The organism is Streptomyces cadmiisoli (assembly GCF_003261055.1).
GTDB classification, from domain to species: Bacteria; Actinomycetota; Actinomycetes; order Streptomycetales; family Streptomycetaceae; genus Streptomyces; species Streptomyces cadmiisoli.
This window is the reverse complement of sequence record NZ_CP030073.1, coordinates 6,344,550-6,364,113: the sequence shown is the minus strand read 5'-3', so window position 1 is coordinate 6,364,113 and position 19,564 is coordinate 6,344,550. Positions and strand designations below refer to the sequence as shown.

General features: G+C 71.9%; 21 protein-coding genes and 1 riboswitch. Of the genes, 11 read left to right on the top strand and 10 right to left on the bottom strand.

The annotated features are described in order from the left end of the window. Window positions 1–91: 91 nt before the first annotated feature. Entirely contained in the window at window positions 92–1,267 is a 1,176-nt protein-coding gene (locus DN051_RS27860; protein WP_053764114.1) for an NAD(P)/FAD-dependent oxidoreductase, read from the bottom strand. An 86-nt stretch (window positions 1,268–1,353) separates the two neighbouring features. Beyond that, window positions 1,354–1,704 carry an avidin-fold protein gene (locus DN051_RS27855; RefSeq protein WP_053764027.1) on the bottom strand — a complete coding sequence of 117 codons (351 nt, stop codon included), beginning with the start codon at window positions 1,702–1,704 and terminating at the stop codon, window positions 1,354–1,356. A gap of 53 nt (window positions 1,705–1,757) precedes the next feature. Beyond that, a riboswitch (TPP riboswitch) is annotated at window positions 1,758–1,870 on the top strand. On the opposite strand from DN051_RS27855, the gene thiO reads away from it, so the two are divergent. From thiO to DN051_RS27825, 6 genes are all read left to right on the top strand, one after another. Beyond that, window positions 1,867–3,033 (top strand): glycine oxidase ThiO, encoded by a 1,167-nt coding sequence (thiO, locus tag DN051_RS27850; RefSeq protein WP_112439722.1) that lies wholly within the window; start codon window positions 1,867–1,869, stop codon window positions 3,031–3,033. Its footprint overlaps the riboswitch before it by 4 nt. After that, window positions 3,030–3,230 carry a sulfur carrier protein ThiS gene (thiS, locus tag DN051_RS27845; RefSeq protein WP_112439721.1) on the top strand — a complete coding sequence of 67 codons (201 nt, stop codon included), beginning with the start codon at window positions 3,030–3,032 and terminating at the stop codon, window positions 3,228–3,230. The genes thiO and thiS overlap by 4 nt, the downstream gene beginning before the upstream one ends. 3 nt (window positions 3,231–3,233) lie before the next feature. Beyond that, complete coding sequence (locus DN051_RS27840; RefSeq protein WP_053764024.1) at window positions 3,234–4,028, top strand: thiazole synthase; 795 nt, start codon at window positions 3,234–3,236, stop codon at window positions 4,026–4,028. A 234-nt stretch (window positions 4,029–4,262) separates the two neighbouring features. Next, on the top strand, window positions 4,263–6,182 hold the full coding sequence (pknB, locus tag DN051_RS27835) for a Stk1 family PASTA domain-containing Ser/Thr kinase (RefSeq protein ID WP_112442473.1): 1,920 nt from the start codon (window positions 4,263–4,265) through the stop codon (window positions 6,180–6,182). A gap of 34 nt (window positions 6,183–6,216) precedes the next feature. After that, window positions 6,217–7,104, top strand: a complete 888-nt coding sequence (locus DN051_RS27830; protein WP_053764022.1) for a deoxyribonuclease IV — start codon at window positions 6,217–6,219, stop codon at window positions 7,102–7,104. Between the two features lie 64 nt (window positions 7,105–7,168). After that, window positions 7,169–7,669 (top strand): DUF4396 domain-containing protein, encoded by a 501-nt coding sequence (locus tag DN051_RS27825; RefSeq protein ID WP_053764021.1) that lies wholly within the window; start codon window positions 7,169–7,171, stop codon window positions 7,667–7,669. 13 nt (window positions 7,670–7,682) lie between these two features. On the opposite strand, the gene DN051_RS27820 is transcribed toward DN051_RS27825, so the two are convergent. Then, complete coding sequence (locus DN051_RS27820) at window positions 7,683–8,315, bottom strand: sulfite oxidase-like oxidoreductase (RefSeq protein ID WP_053764020.1); 633 nt, start codon at window positions 8,313–8,315, stop codon at window positions 7,683–7,685. Between the two features lie 180 nt (window positions 8,316–8,495). On the opposite strand from DN051_RS27820, the gene bfr reads away from it, so the two are divergent. Next, window positions 8,496–8,978: a bacterioferritin gene (bfr, locus tag DN051_RS27815; RefSeq protein ID WP_053764019.1), complete on the top strand. Its 483-nt coding sequence runs from the start codon at window positions 8,496–8,498 to the stop codon at window positions 8,976–8,978. 80 nt (window positions 8,979–9,058) lie between these two features. Here the strand turns inward: bfr and DN051_RS27810 are convergent, their stop codons facing one another. Both DN051_RS27810 and DN051_RS27805 read right to left on the bottom strand, forming a co-directional pair. After that, window positions 9,059–9,319, bottom strand: coding sequence for a (2Fe-2S)-binding protein (locus DN051_RS27810; protein WP_053764113.1), 261 nt, complete (start codon window positions 9,317–9,319; stop codon window positions 9,059–9,061). 181 nt (window positions 9,320–9,500) lie between these two features. After that, entirely contained in the window at window positions 9,501–10,853 is a 1,353-nt protein-coding gene (locus DN051_RS27805) for a class II 3-deoxy-7-phosphoheptulonate synthase (protein ID WP_112439720.1), read from the bottom strand. Window positions 10,854–10,904: 51 nt separating this feature from the next. Here DN051_RS27805 and DN051_RS47830 point away from each other — a divergent pair, with 51 nt between their 5' ends. Together DN051_RS47830 and DN051_RS27795 are read left to right on the top strand one after the other, a co-directional pair. Next, entirely contained in the window at window positions 10,905–11,018 is a 114-nt protein-coding gene (locus DN051_RS47830) for a trp operon leader peptide (RefSeq protein WP_107094173.1), read from the top strand. Window positions 11,019–11,133: 115 nt separating this feature from the next. Beyond that, window positions 11,134–13,041, top strand: a complete 1,908-nt coding sequence (locus DN051_RS27795; RefSeq protein ID WP_112439719.1) for an anthranilate synthase family protein — start codon at window positions 11,134–11,136, stop codon at window positions 13,039–13,041. On the opposite strand, the gene DN051_RS27790 is transcribed toward DN051_RS27795, so the two are convergent. The 5 genes from DN051_RS27790 to DN051_RS27770 all read right to left on the bottom strand — a co-directional run bounded on the left by DN051_RS27790 (window position 12,993) and on the right by DN051_RS27770 (window position 17,959). After that, window positions 12,993–13,988 (bottom strand): 2-hydroxyacid dehydrogenase, encoded by a 996-nt coding sequence (locus DN051_RS27790; protein WP_053764016.1) that lies wholly within the window; start codon window positions 13,986–13,988, stop codon window positions 12,993–12,995. The two genes, DN051_RS27795 and DN051_RS27790, sit on opposite strands and share 49 nt — an antisense overlap. Window positions 13,989–14,051: 63 nt before the next feature. After that, window positions 14,052–15,080, bottom strand: coding sequence for a 6-phosphofructokinase (locus DN051_RS27785; protein ID WP_053764015.1), 1,029 nt, complete (start codon window positions 15,078–15,080; stop codon window positions 14,052–14,054). Between the two features lie 145 nt (window positions 15,081–15,225). Next, complete coding sequence (locus tag DN051_RS27780; protein ID WP_053764014.1) at window positions 15,226–15,903, bottom strand: response regulator; 678 nt, start codon at window positions 15,901–15,903, stop codon at window positions 15,226–15,228. Continuing rightward, the gene (macS, locus tag DN051_RS27775; protein WP_112439718.1) at window positions 15,900–17,144 is read right to left on the bottom strand and encodes a MacS family sensor histidine kinase; all 1,245 of its coding nucleotides are present in this window, start codon (window positions 17,142–17,144) and stop codon (window positions 15,900–15,902) included. The genes DN051_RS27780 and macS overlap by 4 nt, the downstream gene beginning before the upstream one ends. Before the next feature lie 47 nt (window positions 17,145–17,191). Then, window positions 17,192–17,959, bottom strand: coding sequence for a lysophospholipid acyltransferase family protein (locus DN051_RS27770; RefSeq protein ID WP_053764012.1), 768 nt, complete (start codon window positions 17,957–17,959; stop codon window positions 17,192–17,194). 159 nt (window positions 17,960–18,118) lie between these two features. Between DN051_RS27770 and DN051_RS27765 the strand changes: the two genes are divergently transcribed. Further along, window positions 18,119–18,898 (top strand): alpha/beta hydrolase, encoded by a 780-nt coding sequence (locus DN051_RS27765; RefSeq protein WP_053764011.1) that lies wholly within the window; start codon window positions 18,119–18,121, stop codon window positions 18,896–18,898. Then, the gene (locus tag DN051_RS27760) at window positions 18,891–19,505 is read left to right on the top strand and encodes a hypothetical protein (RefSeq protein ID WP_053764010.1); all 615 of its coding nucleotides are present in this window, start codon (window positions 18,891–18,893) and stop codon (window positions 19,503–19,505) included. Before DN051_RS27765 ends, DN051_RS27760 begins: the two co-directional genes overlap by 8 nt. Window positions 19,506–19,564: the final 59 nt, after the last annotated feature.

Genomic DNA, 19,564 nt, shown 5'->3' with positions numbered 1-19,564 from the left:
TCCGACCAGGGGAGACGGACCACCGGGACGGACCGGTGCGGGCGGCCCCGGGCAGGTCGTCCGGGCACCTCGTCCGGGCGGGCGGCGGCCGCTACGCCACGGCCGTCTTCAGCGGACGGGCCGGGTCCGCCAGCAGCCGCGGGTCCATCGACGCGCCGGCCTCGATGAGCCGTCGCCCCTGGGCCAGGTCCCTCGGGCGGCCCACCGCCAGCAGGGCCACCAGCCGGCCCTCGCGCAGCCAGCACACGCTCCAGGCGGGCCCGGACGGATCGCCGCGCCACACGACGGCGTCGGCCGCGGTGTGGTGTCCGGCGTACTGGACGAAGCGGCCGAACTGCTCGGACCAGAAGTACGGCACCGGGTCGTAGACCGCCGGGGCCTCCCCGGTCGCCTCGCCGATGATGTTCGCGGCGACCGTGCGGGGGCCCTGGAGGGCGTTGTCCCAGTGGTGCACGAGGAGGCGTTCGCCGTACCTCCCCGAGGGGAAGGAGGCGCAGTCGCCGACCGCGTAGACGTCGGGCGCCGAGGTGCGCAGGTACTCGTCGGCGACGACCTCGCCGTACGCGCCGAGCGTGACCCCGGAGCCGGCGAGCCAGGCCGTGGCGGGCCGGGCTCCGATGCCGACCACCACCGCGCCGGCGGGCAGCCGCTCCCCGTCGTCGAGGACGACGGCGCCGGGCTCGACGCGCTCCACGCGCGCGTGGGTGCGCAGGACGGCGCCGACGTCCGCGTACCACCGTGCCATCGGCGCGGCCACCTCCGCGGGCAGCGCGCCAGCGAGGGGGCGGTCCGCGGCTTCCACGACGGTCACGGCGCAGCCCGCCTCGCGCGCGGCCGTGGCGAACTCCGCGCCGATCCAGCCGGCGCCCACCACCACGATGTCGTGCTGCCGGGCGAGCACGGGCCGCAGCCGTTCGGCGTCGTCCAGGGTGCGCAGCAGATGCACTCCGGGGACCCCGTCGGCACCCGGCAGCCGCATCGGTTCGGCGCCGGTCGCCAGGACCAGCACGTCGTACGGCACGGGCCCGGCGGCCGTGTCCAGCTCGTGGTCGCCGGGGCGCACCCCGCCGACCTCGCGCCCGAGGTGCAGGTCGATGCCGAGGGCCTCGAAGTCGACGTCGAAGGCGGAGCCCTCCGCCGTGCCCAGCAGTACGGCCTTGGACAGCGGGGGCCGGTCGTAGGGCTGATGGGGCTCGGCACCGATCAGTGTGACGGTGCCGGAGAATCCCTGTTCCCGCAGGGCGACCGCGGTCTGCACCCCGGCCATGCCCGCTCCGACCACGACCGCCCGCCGCGTCCCTGCCTGCGTCTGTCCGTTCACCTGATCACCATAGACAACTGACAATTTGTCAGTCAGGGGGCTTGCTCGGTGACCTGCTCCACAACGCTGGTCCCCGAGCCGGGCTGCGACTCCCACTCCCAGGTCTCCACCAGGCGCAGCCGGCCGTCCGGCAGCTCGGCGACCGTCGACCGGCAGTGCCCGCCGGAGGTGGTCCCGTCCTGCTTGAGCTGCACGTACCGGAAATCGAGCAGATCCCCCTGCCGGGTCCCCACGAGACGGCCGCGGACCACGTCCCCGCCCTCGTACTCGGCCCAGATCTCACCCTCCCGCTCGTGGTACGTGAAACGGGTGCGGGTGCCCACCTGACCTGGGGCCTGGTCGGCGACGGGGGCCAGGACGAGGCCGTCGAGCGAGCGGGGCACGGGCGCGGGCTCCCTTACAGAGGGGCGGAGGCAAGAGCTAGGGTGGCCAAAGTACAAGCACTCGCGGGAGCCCGGACGCACCGGGCTGAGAGGGAGGCTGGCGGCCTCCGACCGTACGAACCTGATCCGGGTCATGCCGGCGAAGGGAGGGGCGCAGCGCCCGTGTCGTCATCCGCACGCACATCCGACGTCCTCGTCATCGGGGGCGGAGTCATCGGTCTGGTCACGGCCTGGCGAGCCGCGCAACGCGGACTCGCCACGGCCGTCGTGGACCCCGAGCCCGGCGGCGGTGCCGCCCAGGTGGCCGCCGGAATGCTGGCCGCCGTGACCGAGCTGCACTACGGCGAGCAGACCCTGCTCGGCCTCAACCTGGCCTCGGCCCGCCGCTACCCGGACTTCGCGGCCGAGCTCACCGAATTCACCGGCCACGACCTCGGCCATCGCCGGTGCGGCACGCTCGCCGTCGCGCTGGACGCCGACGACCGCGCCCATCTGCGCGAACTGCACGCCCTGCAGCGGCGGTCGGGACTGGACTCGCAGTGGCTGACCGGGCGGGACTGCCGCCGCCTCGAACCGATGCTCGCGCCGGGGGTCCGCGGCGGGCTGCGGGTGGACGGCGACCACCAGATCGATCCGCGGCGGCTCGCCGGGGCGCTGGTGGCCGCCTGCGAACGGGCGGGCGTGGTCGTCCACCGGGAGTGGGCCGAGCGGCTCGTGGTCACCGGCGACCGGGCCGTGGGCGTCGTCACACGCGAGGGCACCGAGCTGACCGCCGGGCAGACGGTACTGGCCGCGGGCAGCCTGAGCGGACGGCTCGCGGGCGTCCCGGACGACGTCGTGCCGCCCGTGCGGCCGGTCAAGGGGCAGGTGCTGCGGCTGGCCGTGCCGCCGCGCCTCGCGCCGTTCCTGAACCGCACCGTGCGCGCGATGGTCCGCGGCAGCCACGTCTACCTGGTGCCGCGCGAGAACGGCGAGCTGGTCGTCGGGGCCACCAGCGAGGAACTGGGCTGGGACACCACGGTCACCGCCGGCGGTGTGTACGAGCTGCTGCGCGACGCGCACGAGCTGATGCCCGGCATCACCGAGCTGCCGCTGACGGAGACCCGGGCCGGACTGCGCCCCGCCTCGCCCGACAACGCGCCGCTGCTCGGGCCGACCGGCCTGGACGGACTGCTGCTGGCCACCGGCCACTACCGCAACGGCGTGCTGCTCACCCCGGTCACCGGCGACGTCATGGCCCATGTCCTGACGACCGGTGAACTCCCGGACGTGGCCCGCCCCTTCACCCCGAAGCGCTTCGGCGCCGCACTCACGGAGCAGCCCGCATGAACATCTCCGTCAACGGGGAGCCGCGCCGGGTCGCACCCGGTACGGCTCTCGACACCCTGGTGAAGACCCTCACCGCGGCGCCCTCCGGAGTGGCCGCCGCCCTCAACGAAACCGTCGTCCCGCGCACTCAGTGGCCGACCACGCCCCTCACCGAGGGGGACCGTGTCGAGGTCCTCACCGCCGTCCAAGGAGGCTGACCGATGGCCGACGATCCCTTTGTCCTGGGTGGTACGACCTTCACGTCCCGACTGATCATGGGCACCGGCGGGGCACCCAGCCTCGACGTGCTGGAGCGGGCCCTGGTGGCCTCCGGCACGGAGCTGACGACGGTGGCCATGCGCCGCATCGATCCCGACGTGCACGGTTCGGTGCTCTCGGTGCTGGACCGGCTGGGGATCCGGGTGCTGCCGAACACCGCGGGGTGCTTCACCGCGGGCGAGGCCGTGCTCACCGCCCGGCTGGCGCGGGAGGCGCTGGGGACGGACCTGGTCAAGCTGGAGGTCATCGCCGACGAGCGGACGCTGCTGCCGGACCCGATCGAACTGCTGGACGCCGCGGAGACCCTGGTCGACGACGGGTTCACGGTGCTGCCGTACACCAACGACGATCCCGTGCTGGCGCGCAGGCTCCAGGACGTGGGCTGTGCCGCGATCATGCCGCTCGGGTCGCCGATCGGGTCGGGCCTCGGCATTCGCAATCCGCACAACTTCCAGCTGATCGTGGAGCACGCGCGCGTACCGGTGATCCTGGACGCGGGCGCCGGTACGGCGTCGGACGCGGCGCTGGCGATGGAGCTGGGGTGCGCGGGTGTGATGCTCGCCTCGGCGGTGACCCGGGCGCAGGAGCCGGTGCTGATGGCGGAGGCCATGCGGCACGCCGTCGAGGCGGGCCGGCTGGCCCGCCGGGCGGGGCGCATCCCGCGCCGCCACTTCGCCGAGGCGTCCTCGCCGACCGACGGCCTCGCGCAGCTGGACCCCGAGCGCCCGGCGTTCTAGGCCCGCTCCGGCGATCCGCCTCGTCGCCCGCGGGGCGGCGAGCGTTGCGTGCGGGGGCGAGCGTGCGTGCGGGGCGGCGCGAGGCGGACGGGGCGCGGGGCGGACGGGGCGTGAGACGGTCGGGAGGAGCGCCGGACGGGCCGTCGGCCGCGACCGTCACAGGTGTGCTGCATTCCGTTCCCGGAACGAAGGGAACCGGCTGGGCCGTCGGTGGTGGCTCGTACACTCGCCTGCGTGGACACGACCCTTCACGACCCTCTGGTCGGGCAGTTGCTCGACGGCCGCTATCGCGTCGACGCGAGGATCGCGGTCGGCGGGATGGCCACGGTCTACCGGGCCGTGGACACCCGTCTGGACCGCATCCTCGCGCTCAAGGTGATGCACCCGACGCTCGCCGCGGACGTCTCGTTCGTCGAGCGCTTCATCCGCGAGGCCAAATCGGTCGCCCGGCTGGCGCACCCGAATGTCGTCCAGGTCTTCGACCAGGGCGCGGACGGGGCGTACGTCTATCTGGCCATGGAGTACGTCTCCGGGTGCACCCTGCGCGATGTGCTGCGCGAACGGGGGGCACTCCAGCCGCGGGCCGCGCTGGACATCCTGGAGCCGGTCCTCGCCGCCCTGGGCGCCGCGCACCGCGCCGGATTCGTGCACCGTGACATGAAGCCGGAGAACGTCCTGATAGGGGACGACGGCCGGGTCAAGGTCGCCGACTTCGGGCTGGTGCGCGCCGTGGACACGGTGACCAGCACCACCGGCTCGGTCCTCGGCACCGTCTCCTATCTCGCGCCGGAGCAGATAGAACGCGGCAGCGCCGACCCCCGGGTCGATGTGTACGCGTGCGGTGTGGTGCTGTACGAGATGCTGACCGGCGCCAAGCCGCACTCCGGGGACTCCCCCGCCCAGGTGATCTACCGGCACATCCACGAGGACGTGCCGCCGCCCTCGGCGGCCGTGCCGCATCTGGCGTACGAGCTGGACGAGCTGGTCGCCGTGGCGACCGCGCGCAACCCCGACCTCCGCCCGTACGACGCCGTGGCGCTGCTCGCCCGGGCCCGCGAGGCGCGCGAGGCGCTCGCCGCGGAGCAGCTCGACGCCGTGCCGCCGCGGGCGCGCACCGCGGAGCACGACAACGCCGAGGACCGCACGAGTGTGATCCCGCGCGCGCTGACCGCGCTGCGGCAGCTGCCCGTCAACGAGGACGAGGCTCCGCTCGACCGGACCAGCCGGCTCCAGTCGCCGCCGCCCGAACCCCGGCGCCGCCCGGCCCCGCCGCGGCGCACCCTGTTCACGATCGTCGCCGCCGTCCTGCTGGTGCTCGGCGTCGGCACGGGCGTCTGGTACATCAACTCCGGCCAGTTCACCAAGGTGCCGCCGCTGGTGGCCCAGAGCGAGGCGCAGGCCAGGGAGCGGCTGACGGACGCGGGGCTGGACGTCGGGCGGGTCGAGCGTGCCCACAGCGACACCTTCGAGCGCGGCACGGTGATCAGTTCGGACCCCGCGCCGGGCAGCCGCATCCGGCACAACGACTCCGTCACGCTCACCGTCTCCGACGGCCCGCGGACGGTGCAGGTGCCCGATCTCGCGGGCCGGCGGCTCGACGAGGCCCGGCAGCTGCTCGAGGACGCCGGGCTGGAGCCGGGTATGGTCACCCGGGAGTTCAGCGACGAGGTGACCCGGGGCCTCGTGATCGCCTCGGACCCGGGCCCGGGGACCACGGCGCGCGCGGGCACGGCCGTCGCGCTCACCGTCAGCAAGGGCAGCCCGGTCGACGTGCCGGACGTCACCGGCCGCGACCTGGACGACGCCCGGGAGAAGCTGGAGGAGGAGGGTCTCGAGGTGCGGATCGCGCCGCAGGAGGTCCACTCCGAGTTCGACGCGGGCCAGGTCGCCCGGCAGAGCCCGGCGGCCGACAGCGAGGTCGCCGAGGGCGACACGGTGACGCTGACGGTGTCGAAGGGCCCGGAGCTGGTGGAGGTCCCGGACGTGGTGGGCGACAGCGTCGAGGAGGCACAGCGGGAACTCCAGGAGGCCGGTTTCCGCGTCGAGGAGGACCGCGGCCTGCTGGGACTGTTCGGCGACACGGTCCGGGACCAGTCGGTGGCGGGCGGCGAGACGGCGCCGAAGGGGTCGACGATCACCATCGAGATCCGCTGACGGGAGGAGTGCGGGCTCGTGACACCCTGAACGGGTGAAGACTCGACCCCCCGCCCTCCCCCGCAATCCCGTCGGCGGTCATGTGCCCGTCGCCGGAGGCCTGCACTCCGTGGGCCTGACGTACGCCCACGACCTGAAGGCCGAGACCGTGCAGGTCTTCGTCGCCAATCCGCGCGGCTGGGCCACGCCCGCCGGGAACCCGCGGCAGGACGAGGCGTTCCGGGCGGCGTGCGAGGCGGAGTCGCTGCCGGTGTACGTGCACGCCCCGTACCTGATCAACTTCGGTTCGCACACCGAGGCCACCGTGGAGCGGTCGGTCGAGTCGCTCCGGCACTCGCTGCGCCGCGGACGGGAGATCGGCGCGCTGGGCGTGGTGGTGCACACCGGCAGCGCGACCGGCGGGCGGGACCGGTCCGTGGCGCTCAAGCAGGTGCGGGAGCACCTGCTGCCGCTGCTGGACGAGCTGACCCATGACGACGATCCCTGGCTCCTGCTGGAGTCCACGGCGGGCCAGGGCGCCTCGCTGTGTTCGCGCACGTGGGACTTCGGCCCGTACTTCGAGGCGCTGGACGCCCACCCGAAGCTGGGGGTCTGCCTGGACACCTGCCATGTCTTCGCCGCGGGCCACGACCTGACCGGGCCGAGCGGTATGCACCAGACGCTCGACCTGCTGGTGGACACGGTCGGCGAAGGCCGGCTGAAGCTGATCCACGCCAACGACTCCAAGGACGTGGTGGGCGCGCACAAGGACCGGCACGAGAACATCGGCGCCGGACACATCGGCGAGGACCCGTTCCGGGCGCTGATGACCCATCCGGCCACCGAGGGCGTCCCGCTGATCATCGAGACGCCGGGCGGCAAGGAGGGGCACGCGGCGGACGTGGCGCGGCTGAAGAGGCTCCGGGACGACCGGCCTCGTTGAGGGAATACCCCTGGGGGGTATACCGATCACGGTCGCGGAAGCACTGTCGACCCCTGGGGGCAGCATGCGGCACGAGGCGGACCGGCACCAGCACGCACACCCGCACGACACGGCCCCGGCGCACCCCGCCGGCGGCTGGCCCGTGGCCGTCCGGGCCACCCTGCACTGCCTGACCGGATGCGCCATCGGTGAGGTGCTCGGCATGGTCGTCGGCACCGCGCTCGGCTGGGGCGATCTGCCCACCCTGGCGCTGGCGATCACCCTGGCGTTCTTCTTCGGCTACGCGTTCACCCTGCGCGGCGTCCTGAAGGCGGGGGTCGGCCTGCGCGCCGCGGTCCGGGTGGCACTCGCCGCCGACACCCTGTCGATCGCCGTGATGGAACTGATCGACAACGGGGTGATCATGCTGTGGCCGGGCGCCATGGACGCCGGGCTCGCGGACGCGCGGTTCTGGTGGATCCTGGCCATCGCGCTGGCCGCCGCCTTCGTGGTCACCGCACCGGTCAACAAGTGGATGATCGGCCGCGGCAAGGGGCACGCGGTGGTGCACCGGTACCACCACTGAGCACGGACCGGAGTCAGAGCTCGGGGCCCTCCCCGGGCTCCTCCTGGTACGAGTAGCGCTGTTCCTTCCAGGGGTCGCCGACGTTGTGGTAGCCGCGCTCCTCCCAGAAGCCGCGCCGGTCGGCGGTCATGTACTCCACGCCGCGCACCCATTTGGGTCCCTTCCAGGCGTAGAGGTGCGGGACGATCAGCCGGAGCGGGAAGCCGTGCTCGGCCGTCAGCAGTTCGCCGTCCTTGTGCGTGGCGAAAATCGTGCGCTCGGACGCGAAGTCCGACAGGCGCAGATTCGAGCTGAAGCCGTACTCCGCCCACACCATCACATGGGTGACATTCGGGGCGGGCGGCGCGATCTCCAGAATCGTCCGGGCGGGGATTCCGCCCCATTCCGCGCCGAGCATGCTGAACTTCGTGACGCAGTGCAGATCGGCCACCACGGTGGTGTACGGCAGGGCCGCGAACTCGTCGTGGCTCCAGCAGCGCTTCTCGCCGTCGCCGGTGGCGCCGAAGACCCTGAACTCCCAGCGCTCGGGCCGGAACTTGGGTACCGGGCCGTAGTGCGTGACCGGCCAGCCGCGCTGAAGTCGCTGCCCCGGCGGAAGCTCGTACCGTGCTGCTTCTCCAGATTCGCGCTCCACCGGATGACCCATGCCTCCATCCTGACAGACCTGACGCGATGCACTTGACCAGGACTGTCCAGAATCGGGCAACAAGCACTAAGCATGGACTTACTTACTAAGTCCGCACTTACTGGACGATCTTCGACACCCGGTGCAATCATGCGCCCGCAGGCCCCCGTTCCGGCCTCCCGACGTGGAAGGAGCCCCGTCATGCAGGGCGACCCCGAGGTGCTCGAACTGCTCAACGAGCAGCTGACCGCCGAGCTCACCGCGATCAACCAGTACTTCCTGCACTCCAAGTTGCAGGATCACAGGGGGTGGACGAAGCTCGCCAAGTACACCCGGGACGAGTCCTTCGACGAGATGCGGCACGCGGAGGTCCTCACCGACCGCATCCTGCTGCTGGACGGTCTGCCCAACTACCAGCGGCTGTTCCATGTGCGGGTGGGCCAGACCGTGACCGAGATGTTCCAGGCGGACCGGCAGATCGAGGTCGAGGCCATCGACCGGCTGCGGCGCGGTGTGGAGGTCATGCGCGCCAAGGGCGACGCGACCTCCGCCAACGTCTTCGAGGCGATCCTCGCCGACGAGGAGCACCACATCGACTACCTGGACACACAGCTGGAGCTGATCGAGAAGCTGGGCGAGTCGCTCTACCTCTCCACGCTGATCGAGCAGAGCCAGCCGGACTAGTGCCGGGCACAGGCGGCTTCGGCGGCTTCTCCACCCACTGACGCCCGCCGATCGCGGCGGACACCGGCCGCGGCACGGGGTCAGGCGGCTTCGGCGGTCACCTGCGCGGCGGCGGAGGACACCACGTCGGCCAGCGGCGACCTGCCCTGGTCGGCGAGCTCCCGGCGCGGGCAGCTGCCACGGCCGAGGAGTGCCTGGATACGGCGCACACAGCCGCCGCAGTCCGTGCCCGCCTTGCAGGCGGAGGCTATCTGGCGAGGGGTGCAGGCACCGTTCTCCGCGTGCTGCTTGACCTGCTGCTCAGTGACGCCGAAGCAGCTGCACACGTACACGCGGTTCACCTCCTGCGGCGTTTCGATGGTCGTGCCGTACCGAGGGACCACGAGCCCGCTGATCGGTGAGGCAAACCTAACCTTACCCGCCGCGCAGGATCCGTAAAAGTGGGAGGGGCGCGGATCGTATGTGATCCACGCCCCACCACACCTGCCCATAACGGGCGAAGCCGCTACTGGTCGCGGTACATCACTGGTCGCGGTACATCTCGGCGACGAGGAAGGCCAGGTCGAGCGACTGGCTCCGGTTCAGCCGGGGGTCGCAGGCCGTCTCGTAGCGCTGGTGCAGGTCGTCGACGAAGATCTCGTCGCCGCCGCCCACACACTCGGTGACGTCGTCACCGGTCAGCTCCACATGGATACCGCCCGGGTGCGTGCCCAGCGACTTGTGGACCTCGAAGAAGCCCTTGACCTCGTCGAGCACGTCGTCGAAGCGCCGGGTCTTGTGACCGGAGGCCGCCTCGAAGGTGTTGCCGTGCATCGGGTCGGTCACCCAGGCCACCACCGCGCCGGACGCCGTGACCTTCTCGACCAGCTCGGGGAGCCTGTCGCGGATCTTGTCGGCGCCCATCCGGACGATGAAGGTCAGCCGCCCCGGCTCCCGCTCGGGGTCGAGGCGCTCGATGTAGTGCAGCGCCTCCTCGGCCGTCGTGGCCGGGCCCAGCTTGATGCCGATCGGGTTGCGGATCTTCGACGCGAACTCGATGTGCGCGTGGTCCATCTGCCGGGTCCGCTCACCGACCCACACCATGTGCGCGGAGACGTCGTACAGGTGTCCCGTGCGCGAGTCGACGCGGGTCAGGGCCGACTCGTAGTCGAGCAGCAGCGCCTCGTGCGAGGAGAAGAACTCGACGGTCTTGAACTCCTCCGGGTCGGCCCCGCAGGCGTGCATGAAGTTCAGCGCGTTGTCGATCTCACGGGCGAGCTGCTCGTAGCGCTGGCCGGACGGGGACGACTTCACGAAGTCCTGGTTCCAGGCGTGCACCTGGCGCAGGTCGGCGTAGCCGCCGGTGGTGAAGGCGCGCACCAGGTTCAGCGTCGAGGCGGACGCGTGGTACATCCGCTTCAGCCGCTCGGGGTCCGGGACGCGGGCGGCCTCGGTGAAGTCGAAGCCGTTGACGGAGTCGCCCCGGTAGGTCGGCAGCGTCACCCCGTCACGGGTCTCGGTCGGCTTGGAACGCGGCTTGGAGTACTGGCCGGCGATCCGGCCCACCTTGACGACGGGCACCGAAGCGGCGTACGTCAGCACCGCGCCCATCTGCAGGAGGGTCTTCAACTTGTTGCGAATGTGGTCTGCGGACACGGCGTCGAAGGCTTCGGCGCAGTCGCCGCCCTGGAGGAGGAACGCCTCTCCCTTGGCGACAGCCGCCATCCGGGCGCGCAGCTGATCGCACTCGCCCGCGAAGACGAGCGGCGGATACGACTCGAGCTCCGCGATCACTGCGCGCAGAGCCTCGGCGTCGGGGTACTCGGGCTGCTGCGCCGCGGGCAGGTTTCGCCAGGTGTTGCCAGCGCTCGCGCTGGTCTTAGCGTTCACGGTCACGACGTCAACACTACGGGGTGATGTCCGGGCGTCCGCCCGACTGCTCAGGAAATGAGACGCCGAATTCGCTCCGCGGACACCGCGGGGACATGGGGTACAGTTCCCGACATGTTCGCGCACTCGCACCAGAACTGGTGGTGGACCGCTTCTCCGGCGGCCCACTGACTGCGCGTACCCACGACGTCGCGAAGGCCGCCCGAGGGGCGGCCTTCGGCGTTTTCACGTCCGGCCGTTCCTCTCCCCAGAGCTCCCCGAGCACACAGCGGAAGGAACCCGCCCCATGGACCTGCTCGACCTGTTGTCCGACCCGCGCCCCTTCGCCCTGCTGCGCCGCCGCGCGCCGGGCCAGGACCACGACACCGTGGAACTGCTGCTCGGCCCGGTCGGCACGTACGACCGCCTGGCCGATCTGCCCGACGAGGGCCTCGCTCTCGTCCCGTTCCGGCAGATCCGCGAGCGCGGCTTCGACGTCCGCGACGACGGCACGCCGCTGGTGCTGCTCACACCCGAGGAGCGGCACGAGTACCCGCTCGCCGAGGTGCTGCGGAACCTGCCCCGGCACGAGGTGCGCGTCGAGGACGGCGCCTTCGACGTGACCGACACCGAGTACGCGCGCATCGTCGGGCGGGTGCTGCGCGAGGAGATCGGACGGGGCGAGGGCGCCAACTTCGTGATCCGGCGCACGTACGAGGGCCGGATCCCGGGGTTCGGACGGGCGGACGCGCTGGCGCTGTTCCGGCGGCTGCTGGAGGGCGAGCGGGGGGCGTACTGGACGTTCGTCGTGCACACCGGTGAGCGGACGCTGGTCGGCGCCAGTCCCGAGGTGCATGTGCGGATGTCCGGCGGCACGGTCGTGATGAACCCGATCAGCGGGACCTACCGCTACCCCGCCGAAGGGCCGACGCCGGAGCATCTGCTCGGCTTCCTCGCCGACGGCAAGGAGATCGAGGAGCTGTCGATGGTCGTCGACGAGGAGCTCAAGATGATGTGCACGGTCGGCGACATGGGCGGGGTGGTCGTCGGCCCGCGGCTGAAGGAGATGGCCCACCTCGCGCACACCGAGTACGAGCTGCGCGGCCGGTCGTCGCTGGACGCGCGCGAGGTGCTCAGGGAGACGATGTTCGCGGCGACGGTCACCGGCTCGCCGGTGCAGAACGCGTGCCGGGTGATCGAACGCCACGAGAGCGGGGGCCGCGGCTATTACGCGGGCGCGCTCGCCCTGCTCGGGCGGGACTCCGGCGGTGCGCAGACCCTCGACTCCCCCATCCTCATCCGTACCGCCGACATCGACGCGGACGGCCGGCTGCGGGTGCCGGTGGGGGCCACCCTGGTACGCGGCTCGGACCCGGCCGGCGAGGTCGCGGAGACGCACGCCAAGGCGGCCGGGGTGCTGGCGGCCCTCGGTGTGGGGCCGTCCCGGCCGCGTGAGGAACCTGCACGGCCCGCGCTGGCCGACGATCCCCGGGTGCGGGCCGCGCTGGACGGCCGGCGGGCGTCGCTGTCGCCGTTCTGGCTGCGGATGCAGGAGCGCTCCGCGGAACCGGCCGGACACGCCCTGGTCGTCGACGCGGAGGACACCTTCACGGCGATGCTCGCGCACCTGCTGCGCTCCTCGGGCCTGACGGTCGCCGTACGGCGGTACGACGAGCCGGGACTGCGCGCGGCGGTGCGCGCGCACGAGGGCCCGGTGGTGCTCGGGCCCGGCCCCGGCGACCCCGGCGACCCGGCGGATCCCAAGATGCGGTTCCTGCGGGAGCTGACCGGCTCGGTCCTGCGCGAGCACCGGCACGGCGTGCTGGGCGTGTGCCTCGGGCACGAGCTGATCGCGGCGGAACTGGGGCTGGAGATCGTCCGCAAGGAGGTGCCGTACCAGGGCGCGCAGACGGAGATCGACCTGTTCGGGCGGGCCGAGACGGTCGGCTTCTACAACAGCTTCGTGGCGTGGTGCGACGACGGGACGGCCGCCGCGCTGGCCGCACGCGGCATCGAGGTCAGCCGCGGCCCCGCCCACGAGGTGCACGCGCTGCGCGGGACCGGCCGGGCCGCGGGCGGGACCGGGAGCGCGTTCGCCGGTGTCCAGTTCCACCCGGAGTCGGTGCTGACCCTGAACGGCGTCGCCGTCGTACGGGAGCTGGTCGGTCAGCTGCGGGGCACCAGCACGTTCTCCGAGCGGCGGCCGGCGAGGTAGTCCAGGACGTTCTTCGCGGTGGCGTCGACGATCTGGCCCACCGCGTCCTCGGTGTAGTACGCCTGATGGGAGGTGACCAGCACGTTCGGGAAGGTGACGAGGCGGGCCAGGGTGTCGTCCTCGACGGCCTCCAGGGACTTGTCGAGGAAGAACAGCCCGGCCTCCGCCTCGTACACGTCCAGTCCCACGCCCGCGAAGCGTCCGGCGCGCAGTTCGTGGACCAGCGCGGCGGTGTCGATCAGACCGCCGCGGCTGGAGTTCACCAGGATCGCGTCGTCCCGCATCGCCTTCAGGGCGTCCGCGTCGATCAGGTGCCGGGTGTCCGGCATCAGCGGGACGTGCAGGCTCACCAGGTCCGACTCGACGAGCAGCTGCTCCTTGGGCACATAGGACATGCCCAGCTGCATACAGGCGAGGTTCTCGGCGACGTCCCAGCCGAGCAGCCGCATGCCGAAGCCGTGCGCGATCCGGGCGAACGCCTCGCCGATCTTGCCGGTGCCGAGGACACCCGCGGTACGGCCGTGCATGTCGCGGCCCATGAGTCCGTCGAGCCGGAAGTCGAAGTCGCGGGTGCGGGTGGAGGCCCGGACGATACGGCGGTTGACGGCCATGGCGAGGGCCCAGGCGAACTCGGCGACCGCGTAGGGCGAATAGGACGACACACGGGCGACCGTCATGCCGAGTTCGCCGGCGACCGCGAGGTCGATGTTGTTGAAGCCGGTGGAGCGCTGGGCGATCATCCGGGTGCCGCCCGCCGCCAGGGTCCGCAGGACGGACGGGCCCAGGTCGGCGTTGACGCTGGTGGAGACGATCTCGTGGCCGGCGGCGATCGGGGCGGTGTCGTCGTTGAGGAAGACGTCCAGGCAGCGGACCTCGTACCGGCCCCGGAAGGCCTCCTCGATCAGAGGTTTTTCATCCGCTTGCACACCGAAGGCCAGGATGTCCACGGCTTCTCCTGTTCTGCACGGGTATGGGTCGAATAAATGACCCATACCCATGCGTCACCGGGGTCAGCCGAAGAACACCCCGACCTCCTCGTACAGCGTCAGGTCGACCGTCTTCAGCCGGACCGTGGCGTCGGCGATCGGAACGCGGACGATGTCGGTGCCGCGCAGGGCGACCATGGTGCCGAAGTCCCCGTCGCGCACGCAGTCGATCGCGTGCAGTCCGAAGCGGGTGGCGAGCCAGCGGTCGAACGCGCTGGGGGTGCCGCCGCGCTGGACGTGCCCGAGGACCGTGGTCCGGGCCTCCTTGCCGGTCCGCCGCTCGATCTCCTTGGCCAGCCACTCACCGACGCCGGACAGCCGCACATGGCCGAAGGAGTCGAGCGACCCGTCCTTGAGCACCATGTCCCCGTCCTTGGGCATGGCGCCCTCCGCGACGACCACGATGGGGGCGTACGACGCCTTGAAGCGGGAGGTCACCCAGGCGCACACCTGGTCGACGTCGAAACGCTGCTCGGGGATGAGGATGGCGTTGGCCCCGCCGGCCAGACCCGAGTGGATGGCGATCCAGCCGGTGTGACGGCCCATCACCTCGACCACCAGGACGCGCATATGGGACTCGGCGGTGGTGTGCAGCCGGTCGATGGCCTCGGTCGCGATACCCACCGCGGTGTCGAAGCCGAAGGTGTAGTCGGTGGCGGACAGGTCGTTGTCTATCGTCTTCGGGACCCCGACGCAGGGCACCCCGTACTCGTCGGACAGCCGCGCGGCGACTCCCAGGGTGTCCTCGCCGCCGATCGTGATGAGCGCCTCCACCTCCTGCTTGGCCAGGTTCTCCTTGATCCGTGCGATGCCTTGGTCGTGCTGGAACGGGTTGGTGCGCGAGGAGCCGAGGATGGTGCCGCCGCGCGGCAGGATGCCGCGCACGGCCGGAATGTCGAGGCGCATGACGTCTCCGTCGAGGGGACCGCGCCAGCCGTCCCGGTAGCCGACGAAGTCGTAGCCGTACTCCTGCACGCCCTTGCGGACGATGCCCCGGATGACGGCGTTGAGCCCGGGGCAGTCGCCGCCTCCGGTCAGTACTCCGACCCGCATGGAATTGTCCCTTCGCCGCGGTGGCCGTGTGCCGTACGAGCACGCTAATGGTGACTCAGGTCACTTCGGCATGCCCCGTGCGGGCAATTCCGGTGAATGGGCTAGAGGTTGGCGCCCGCGCGGCGTGCACCGCCGGGCCGAGCGGTCACTCCTCGTCGAGGCCGCGCTCGATCGCGTACCGCACGAGTTCCACCCGGTTGTGCAGCTGGAGCTTGCCGAGGGTGTTCTGCACATGGTTCTGCACGGTGCGGTGGGAGATGACGAGCCGTTCGGCGATCTGCTTGTAGCTCAGGCCCTTGGCGACCAGCCGCAGCACCTCGGTCTCGCGCTCGGTCAGCCGCGGCGCCCTCGGTTCGTCGGCGTCCGGGGCGGGCGCCGGGTCGGAGGCCAGACGCCGGTACTCGCCGAGGACCAGACCGGCCAGCCCGGGTGTGAAGACCGGGTCGCCGACGGCCGTACGGCGCACCGCGTCCAGGAGTTCGCCGGTGGACGCCGACTTCAGCAGATAGCCGGTCGCGCCGGACTTCACCGCCTCCAGCACGTCGGCGTGCTCCCCGCTCGCGGACAGCACCAGGACCCGCAGCGCCGGATTGTGCGCGACCAGTTCCTTGCAGACCTGGACGCCCGGTTTGACGGGCAGGTTCAGGTCGAGGACGAGCACGTCGGGCCCGGCGGCCTTGGCGCGGCGCACCGCCTGCTCGCCGTCGCCCGCGGTGGCCACCACCTCGAAGCCCGACTCGGCCAGGTCCCGGGCGACCGCGTCCCGCCACATGGGGTGGTCGTCGACCACCATCACCCTGATCGGCCCGTGCGCTTCACTCATCGGTGCTCCGCCTTCCCCCGCGAGACCCTCGCTGCCTTCGGTACCTTCAACTCGACTTCCGTGCCCTGTCCGGGAGTCGAGATCAACTCGGCGCTGCCGCCCAGATCGCGCAGCCGGCCCCGGATCGACTGGGCCACCCCGAGCCGCCCCTCCCCCTCGGCCTCGGCGAGCCGGCCCTCGGGGATGCCGGGTCCGTCGTCCCGGACGGTGACGATCACCATGTCGGTCTCGTCCTCCACGAGGATCCAGGCGCGGGCCTGCTCACCGGCGTGCCGGCGGACGTTGTCCAGGGCGGCTCCGACGGCCGCGGCCAGTTCCCGCGCGGCGGACGGCGCGAGCAGGACGGGGGCGCCGGGCTCGGCGAGGCTGGTCCGGGCGCCGGCGTACCGGGCGAGCAGCGCGCGGAGGTCGGTGGGACGCCCCTCGTCGGCGTCGCCGTCCTCGCCCGTTCCGCCGTCGACGGTGCCTACGGTCAGGCCGTCGGCCCCGTCCCGCGGGACCCGGGCGACGGGGACCAGCCCGCCCGAGACCAGCGTGCGCAGCGCCACCTCCTGCTCGCCGGCCATCCGGCCCAGCTCGGCGGCCTCACCGCCGATCACCGCGCCGCGCCGCTGCACCATCGCCAGCACTTGCAGGACGCCGTCGTGGATGTCCCGGGCCAGTCGCTCCCGCTCGCGGGTGGCGGCCTCGATCTCCAGGGCGCGGGCGAGGGTGCGCTCGGAGGCGCGGGCGACCTCCACGACGTAGCCGATGGCGATGGACGCGACCCAGACGAGGATCACGTTGTGCACGGTGTCGCGGGCCGGGCTGCCGCGTTCGATCAGATTGGCGGCGGCGACGAGGGTGGAGGCGACGGCCGCCCAGCGCCAGCCGCCCTTGATGGCGAAGGCCAGTACGGCGCCGGCCGTCCAGATCGTCGGCAGGGTGGGGCGTCCGTCGGCGATCCGCTCGGGGGTGTCGGCGAGCACGGTGAGCAGGATGCCGGCGATCGCGACGGTGAGGTCCGCGGCCAGGAAGCGCCGTGTGCAGCTCGCGGCGCCCGCGACCTTGGGCAGGGTGGCGAGCGTCCAGGCGACCAGGACCGTGAAATAGGCGACGGCCACCCAGGGCCGGGCGAACTCGCGGTAGGACGTGGCGAACACGGCGATCGCGTACAGCATGGTCAGTACGCGGTAGGCGGCGAGCGCGCGCCACAGCGGCTGCTCGACCGACATCCTCATGACTCTCTCGCGCCGGGCCATGTCCCCCCACCCCCGGCCCCGGACCGCGCCGCCCGGAACCCGGCCTGTTATCGGTCGGTCTGTTCCTTTTCCTTCTCCGCCTGTTCCTTCTCGGCCCGGTCGAACGCCGCCCTGGCCGACTTGGCCGCTTCCTTCTCCGCCTTGGCCGCGTCCGCGAGCTGCCGCTTGGCGGCGGTCGCGTAGATGTCGACGTACTCCTGGCCGGAGAGCTTCATGATTTCGTACATGACCTCGTCGGTCACGGCGCGGAGCACGAATCGGTCGTGATCCATGCCCTGGTACCGGCTGAAGTCCAGCGGCTTTCCGATGCGGATGCCGGGCCGCATCACCTTCGGCACGACCTTGCCGGGGGGCTGGATCTTCTCGGTGTCGATCATGGCGACCGGGATGACCGGCGCGCCGGTGGCGAGCGCCACGCGCGCGAGGCCGCCGGGCTTGCCCCGGTAGAGACGGCCGTCGGGCGAGCGGGTGCCCTCCGGGTAGATGCCGAACAGCTCACCGCGCTCGACGACCTCTATCCCGCTCTTGATCGCCGCCTCGCCCGCGCCGCGACCGCCGGAGCGGTCCACCGGGAGCTGGCCGACGCCCTTGAAGAAGGCGGCGGTCATCCGGCCCTTGACGCCGGGTGTGGTGAAGTACTCGGCCTTCGCGATGAAGGTGACCTTCCGGTCGAGCACCGCGGGCAGGAAGAAGGAGTCCGAGAAGGAGAGGTGGTTGCTCGCGAGGATCGCTGGGCCCTCGGCGGGTACGTTCTCGCGGCCCTCCACCCAGGGCCGGAAGACGAGCTTCAGCGAACCCCCGATGGAAACCTTCATCGCGCCGTACAACAACCGAGTGCCTCCTGTGTCTGTAGATCAGACCTTAACCCGGCGGCCCGGCGAAGGGTCCGACGGCCCTGGTCGGTGTCCGTGCGGTCGCGTACGGTGGCCACACCCGTTGTCGTCCACGCCCTTCTGACGAACAGGAGACCGAAGGTGCCGGTCCTTCCTGGAGCCGAGCCGTACCGCCACGAGGGCGGGGAGGTCGGCGTCCTGCTCTGCCACGGTTTCACCGGTTCACCCCAGTCGCTGCGCCCCTGGGCGGAGCATCTCGCCGAGCACGGTCTGACCGTCGCCCTGCCGCTGCTGCCCGGGCACGGCACACGCTGGGAGGACATGCAGCTGACCGGCTGGCAGGACTGGTACGCCGAGGTGGACCGCGAGCTGCGCGCCCTGCGCGAGCGATGCGCACAGGTGTTCGTTTTCGGTCTGTCGATGGGCGGCGCCCTGGCCCTGCGGCTGGCGGCCCGGCACGGCGACGCGGTCAGCGGCGTCGTGGTCGTCAACCCGGCGAACAAGGTGCACGGCCTGTCGGCGTACGCCCTTCCGGTGGCGCGGCATCTCGTCAGGACGACGAAGGGCATCGCCAGCGACATCGCCAAGCCCGGCGTCGAGGAGATCGGCTACGACCGGGTGCCGCTGCACGCCGCGCACTCCCTGCGTGTCTTCCTCCGGCTGGTCGACGGCGAGCTGCCGCAGGTCACCCAGCCGCTGCTGCTTCTGCACAGCCCGCAGGACCACGTGGTGCCGCCGGCCGACTCGGCGCGCGTCCTCAGCCGGGTCTCGTCGACGGACGTGACGGAGCTGCTGCTGGAACAGAGCCACCATGTTGCGACGTTGGACTTCGACGCGGACCGGATCTTCGAGGAGAGCCTCGCGTTCATCGGCCGGCTCGCACCCAGTGTCGGTAAGGAAGGGACGGCCGCAGGTGGCTGAGCACGACTCCGATCGCGAGGACCGCGAGGAGCGGGAGGATCGCGAGCACGGCGAGCAGCAGGTGCCCTTCGACGAGGCCGCCGCCTGGGCTGCGATCGTCGCGGGATACGGGGACGAGCCGACGGACCCGCCGGGCGCCAAGCCGTTCAAGTCGGTCGAGGACCTGGCCCTGCTGGAGGCCGACCCCAACGACCTCGACACCGGCGACGGCGAGGAGGCCGTGAAGGAGCCCGGAGCGGAGCCGGAGAAGGAGCCGTCCAAGCCGCTCGGCAGCTCCGTCGTCTTCGCCCCCGGTGTCGGCGGCCCGCGCGACTACACCGTGGCGGAGCCGTCCGAGGACGACCTCGGCGAGGACGACGAGGGCCACTTCGTGCCGCCCGAGCCGCCACCGCTCCCGGCCGCGGACGCGACCGCCAAGTTCGCCTGGCTGGGCGTGCTCGGCGGACCGCTGCTGCTTCTGCTCGCGGTGCTGCTCGGCTGGGACATGACCTGGTGGCTGACCACGCTCGGCATCGGCGGTTTCCTGGGCGGTTTCGCCACCCTGGTCATGCGGATGCGGACGGACGACGAGGACGACGACGATCCCGGGCGGGGCGCGGTCGTCTGAGGCCCGCCACACGGCCGGGACGCGGTGGTCCGAGGCCCGTCACACGGGCGGGACGCGGT

What these genes read in the sequence shown, in the direction of transcription:
- DN051_RS27770 (WP_053764012.1), bottom strand. Translation starts at nt 17,959, where the DNA reads ATGAAGGTTTCCATCGGGGGTTCGCTGAAGCTCGTCTTCCGGCCCTGG.
- DN051_RS47830 (WP_107094173.1), top strand. Translation starts at nt 10,905, where the DNA reads ATGAGACGCCGAATTCGCTCCGCGGACACCGCGGGGACATGGGGTACA.
- DN051_RS27820 (WP_053764020.1), bottom strand. Translation starts at nt 8,315, where the DNA reads ATGGGTCATCCGGTGGAGCGCGAATCTGGAGAAGCAGCACGGTACGAG.
- DN051_RS27840 (WP_053764024.1), top strand. Translation starts at nt 3,234, where the DNA reads ATGGCCGACGATCCCTTTGTCCTGGGTGGTACGACCTTCACGTCCCGA.
- DN051_RS27785 (WP_053764015.1), bottom strand. Translation starts at nt 15,080, where the DNA reads ATGCGGGTCGGAGTACTGACCGGAGGCGGCGACTGCCCCGGGCTCAAC.
- DN051_RS27860 (WP_053764114.1), bottom strand. Translation starts at nt 1,267, where the DNA reads ATGGCCGGGGTGCAGACCGCGGTCGCCCTGCGGGAACAGGGATTCTCC.
- macS (WP_112439718.1), bottom strand. Translation starts at nt 17,144, where the DNA reads ATGGCCCGGCGCGAGAGAGTCATGAGGATGTCGGTCGAGCAGCCGCTG.
- DN051_RS27825 (WP_053764021.1), top strand. Translation starts at nt 7,169, where the DNA reads ATGCGGCACGAGGCGGACCGGCACCAGCACGCACACCCGCACGACACG.
- bfr (WP_053764019.1), top strand. Translation starts at nt 8,496, where the DNA reads ATGCAGGGCGACCCCGAGGTGCTCGAACTGCTCAACGAGCAGCTGACC.
- thiS (WP_112439721.1), top strand. Translation starts at nt 3,030, where the DNA reads ATGAACATCTCCGTCAACGGGGAGCCGCGCCGGGTCGCACCCGGTACG.
- DN051_RS27795 (WP_112439719.1), top strand. Translation starts at nt 11,134, where the DNA reads ATGGACCTGCTCGACCTGTTGTCCGACCCGCGCCCCTTCGCCCTGCTG.
- DN051_RS27780 (WP_053764014.1), bottom strand. Translation starts at nt 15,903, where the DNA reads ATGAGTGAAGCGCACGGGCCGATCAGGGTGATGGTGGTCGACGACCAC.